Origin of the sequence: Mesorhizobium sp. M7A.F.Ca.CA.002.15.2.1, assembly GCF_003998715.1 — a bacterium.
GTDB lineage: Bacteria > Pseudomonadota > Alphaproteobacteria > Rhizobiales > Rhizobiaceae > Mesorhizobium > Mesorhizobium ciceri.
The window spans coordinates 1-3,893 of the sequence record NZ_RZPI01000544.1; the positions used below are offsets into that span (position 1 = coordinate 1).

Here is a 3,893-nt window from a genome sequence, read left to right on the forward strand (position 1 = left end):
GCGATGCGCGCAGCCGAAGCCAATCGTTTCCTCCGTCCCTTGGCGCAGTCCTGCCGAAAAACCGCATCGGTTTCTCGGCAAATGCCGCCCAACCAGATTGCTACAGTGTCCTTTGCGCGCCTGGAAGGCCGCGCGGCACCGCAGGCGGCTCTATTTCTGCCGGAGCCACTTCAGCACTTCCATGCTCGGATAGCCGTCCTGGGTCAAGCCGGCCTTGGCCTGGAAGGCCATGATGGCAGTCTTCGAGCCGTCGCCGATCTTGCCGTCGAACTTGCCGTCGTAAAGGCCATGCTGGGAAAGCCGCTTCTGCAGCTCCTGTCTTTCCTCGAAAGTAAGCTTGGTGAAAGGCCGCTTCCAGTCCTGCACCAGACCGCTCGAGCCGGCGATTTCGTCGGCAAGAAGGCCGACGGCCAGCGCATATTTGTCGGCGTTGTTGTAGGCCTTGATGACCGTGAAATTCTTGATCATCAGGAAGGCCGGCCCGCTGCGGCCGTCCGGCACCTTCAGCGTCGCCTTGTCGGAGCCGTTCTTGAACGGCTTGCCGTTGGCCCTGGCGACGCCGAGCGCCTGCCACTGCGACAGCGTCTTGGAACCGCCGGGAAGTTTTCCGGCTGGCAAGGCGACCTCATAGCCCCAGGTCTTGCCGGCCTGCCAGCCATTCTTCTTCAACAAATTGGCTGATGTCGCCAGCGCATCGGGGATCGAATTCCAGATGTCTCGCTTGCCATTGCCGTCCATGTCCACGGCATAGTGCAGATAGCTGGTCGGGATGAACTGGGTGTGGCCCATGGCGCCGGCCCAGGATCCGCTCAGATGGCTTTCGTCGATGTCGCCGGTCTGCAGGATCTTCAGCGCGGCGATCAGCTGTGTGCGGGCGAATTTCGCCCGCTTCGGATCGGCGTAGGCCAAGGTCGCCAGCGAGCGCACGACGTTGCGCATGATGTCGTCGCGCTTGAGGATCTCGCCATAATTCGATTCCATCGACCAGATGGCCAGCAGGATGTAACGGTCGACGCCGAACCTGGCCTCGATCCGATCCAGCCACGGCTTCCATTTCCTGGCCATCTGCTGGCCGACGGCGACGGACTGATCATGGACGCGGTTGTCGAAATAGTCCCAGGCAGGGGCCGTGAATTCAGGCTGCGTGCGCGCCTTTTCCAGCACCACGGGATCGATATCCCTGATGTTCCTGAAGGCCTGGTCGTATAGGGCGCCGGAAACGCCGCTCTGCACGGCGGTGGCGCGGAAGCCGGCGACCCATTGCCGGAAACCGGCATCGGCGAAAGCGGGGCCAGGCATCAGCAGAGCGAGCGATAGGCTGGCTGCCGCCATGACGCTGGTAAAAATTTTTGCGGCATTGCGAACGGACATCTTTTCCTCCTTCTCTGTCTCAGGAAAGACCATTCATCGCCGAACCAGGTTAGGAATTAGTTTACCATAGGTGCCACCGGGAACGAAAAGACGCTTCGAAGCTTTACCGGTGGACGCTCCCCTCAGTTTCCCAGTAATCCCCAATTCCGGCGTGAAAATGTCTTGAAACGGGGATTGCGGAGCTGGCCCTCAAACGGATAATTGAAAGCATGAAGAGAGTTCGCAAGGCAGTCTTCCCGGTCGCCGGCCTCGGCACACGGTTTCTTCCGGCCACCAAGGCTGTCCCCAAGGAAATGCTGACCGTCGTCGACCGGCCGGTGATCCAGTATGTGGTGGATGAGGCGCGCGAGGCCGGCATCGAGCATTTCATCTTCGTCACCGGTCGCAACAAGGCCGTCATCGAGGACCATTTCGACATCCAGTTCGAACTCTATGACACGCTGGCCCAGCGCGGCAAGGACGACCAGCTCGCCCGCCTGCAGCGGCTGCAGCCGGCGCCGGGGCAGACCAGTTTCACACGCCAGCAGGTGCCGATGGGACTTGGCCACGCCGTCTGGTGCGCCCGCGAGCTCGTCGGCGACGAGCCCTTCGCGCTTTTGTTGCCCGACATGATCATGCAGTCGGAGAAGAGCTGCACGAAGGCAATGGTCGAGCTCTACGAGGAGACCGGCAACAACATCATCGCGGTGCAGGAATGCGATCCCGCCGAAACCCACAAATACGGCATCGTCGGCCGCGGCGAGGACACGCATCACGGCTTCCGTATCACCGAGATGGTGGAAAAGCCGAAGGCCGGCACCGCGCCGTCCAACCTCTACATCAACGGCCGCTACATCCTGCAGCCGGAGATCTTCAAGATCCTAGAAGGTCAGGAAAAAGGCGCCGGCAACGAGATCCAGCTCACCGACGCCATGCTGAAGCTGGAAAAGCAGCAGCCTTTCTACGGCTACCACTATCGAGGCCGCACGTTCGACTGCGGATCGCCGGAGGGTTTTGTCGAGGCCAATGTCGCCTTCGCGCTGTGGCGCAGCGACATGAACGAGAACATGGCGGGCGTCATCCGCACGCTTCTCGACGAGCTGAAGCCGTCAGAGCGCCGTGGTGCTGCGTTTTAAACATCCTAGCGAGCGGCCGGATGTCGTTGGTGCGGCCGTTCAGCGCTGCACCTTGACGCCGAGGAAGATGCTGTTGGCGGTGTAGTCCCGGCCCGGCAGGTTGCTGGTCAGTTTCTCGCTCCTCACTCTTGTGGTCAGGCCGGCGTAGCGGTTCAGCCACCAGGTCAGGCCGGCCTCGGCGCTCAACACCCTGTCATGGCCGTCGATGCCGATGTAATCACGCCAGTCGAGACCCAGAGCCGCGTTGGCGGTGAGGTTGGCGCGAATCTGGCGTTCGCCTGTCAGGCGACCGGAATAGAGGATGTCGCCGCTCTCGCCCGATGTGGTCGTGGGCTCGACGGTGGTCCGCCCGGTCAGGCCGATTATGGTGCCGCGCTCGGGTGACCATTTGAGGTCGGCGTTGACGGTGGCACCCGAGATCGCATCGAGGTTTTTGTCGTCGATCGCTTCCCTGAGCCAGCCGGCCGAGAATTCGCCCGACAGCTTCTCACCCATGTCGAGTGCAAGGCCGGCGCGGGCGCCGAGTCGCGTCGACGAGCGCTCGAAGCCTTCATTGTCGATGCGTTGATCATAGGTCCGGCGGCCGACCTCGATTTCGGTGAAGGGGGTCAGGGCAGGGGAGATCTCGTAGCCGGTGCGCAACGTCGCCGTGTAGAGCGTCGAGTCCTGATCCTTCTGCGACAGCGAGGTGCCGTCCGATAGCTTGGCGTCGCCGTAGAAGTCGTGCGAGACCGCGCCGGTCAAGGTGTACTGCATCTTGCCGAGATGCTTTTCGACGGCCAGGCTGCCATCGATGGTCTGCCGCAGCGGCTGCTTGCTGACGCCGGCAATGGCGTCCGGCGATGATGCCGATTCCGGCACGGCCTCGTAGCCGAGCTTGGCGATGGCGCGCAAACCATTGTCGAGGTCGACATTGAGCTGGCCTTCGATGCGGCCTTGCTCGTCGTGAACCGGGTAACCCGAGACGGTCTCGCGAAAAAGGCCATAGCCGTCGATCGTAGCGGAGTTCTCGCGCCAGTCGGAGGCGGCGGAAAAGCGCAGCGCCGTCTCGGACAGCAGCGCCGACTTGCCTGCACTGCTCGAATCGCCGTTCGAGGTGGCGGTCAGGCCCTGTTCGATCGTCGGCCGGATGACGAAGGAGCCCCATTTGACGCCGGTGGCGGCAAACGGATCATCCTCCAGCTTCTTCTTCTGGCCTTCGATGGCGTCCGTACGCTCCGCTCCTGGGTCGAGCTTCTGCCTGTCGGCGCTGTCGATGGTGAGTGCGCGGCGGTTGGCCGTGTCCGCATCGGTCTCTGCGGCATCGGTGGCGTCCGGCGTGGAGGCGGTCGTGGAAGCGGTGATGTCGGAGGTGTCGGCCGTCGATTTCTTCTTCTTTTTCGACTTGTCGGCAGCCTTGTCCTTGGC

General features: G+C 62.4%; 3 protein-coding genes. 1 reads left to right on the top strand and 2 read right to left on the bottom strand.

The features are described from left to right. Nucleotides 1-150 precede the first annotated feature (150 nt). Entirely contained in the window at nucleotides 151-1,371 is a 1,221-nt protein-coding gene (locus tag ENZ74_RS24625) for a lytic murein transglycosylase (protein WP_013529721.1), read from the bottom strand. A gap of 209 nt (nucleotides 1,372-1,580) precedes the next feature. Here ENZ74_RS24625 and galU point away from each other — a divergent pair, with 209 nt between their 5' ends. Beyond that, the gene (gene galU / locus ENZ74_RS24630; protein ID WP_013529722.1) at nucleotides 1,581-2,486 is read left to right on the top strand and encodes a UTP--glucose-1-phosphate uridylyltransferase GalU; all 906 of its coding nucleotides are present in this window, start codon (nucleotides 1,581-1,583) and stop codon (nucleotides 2,484-2,486) included. A 39-nt stretch (nucleotides 2,487-2,525) separates the two neighbouring features. Here the strand turns inward: galU and ENZ74_RS24635 are convergent. Beyond that, on the bottom strand, nucleotides 2,526-3,893 hold a 1,368-nt coding region (locus tag ENZ74_RS24635), incomplete at its 5' end, for an outer membrane beta-barrel protein (RefSeq protein ID WP_127313048.1).

What these genes read in the sequence shown, in the direction of transcription:
- ENZ74_RS24625 (WP_013529721.1), bottom strand. Translation starts at nt 1,371, where the DNA reads ATGTCCGTTCGCAATGCCGCAAAAATTTTTACCAGCGTCATGGCGGCA.
- galU (WP_013529722.1), top strand. Translation starts at nt 1,581, where the DNA reads ATGAAGAGAGTTCGCAAGGCAGTCTTCCCGGTCGCCGGCCTCGGCACA.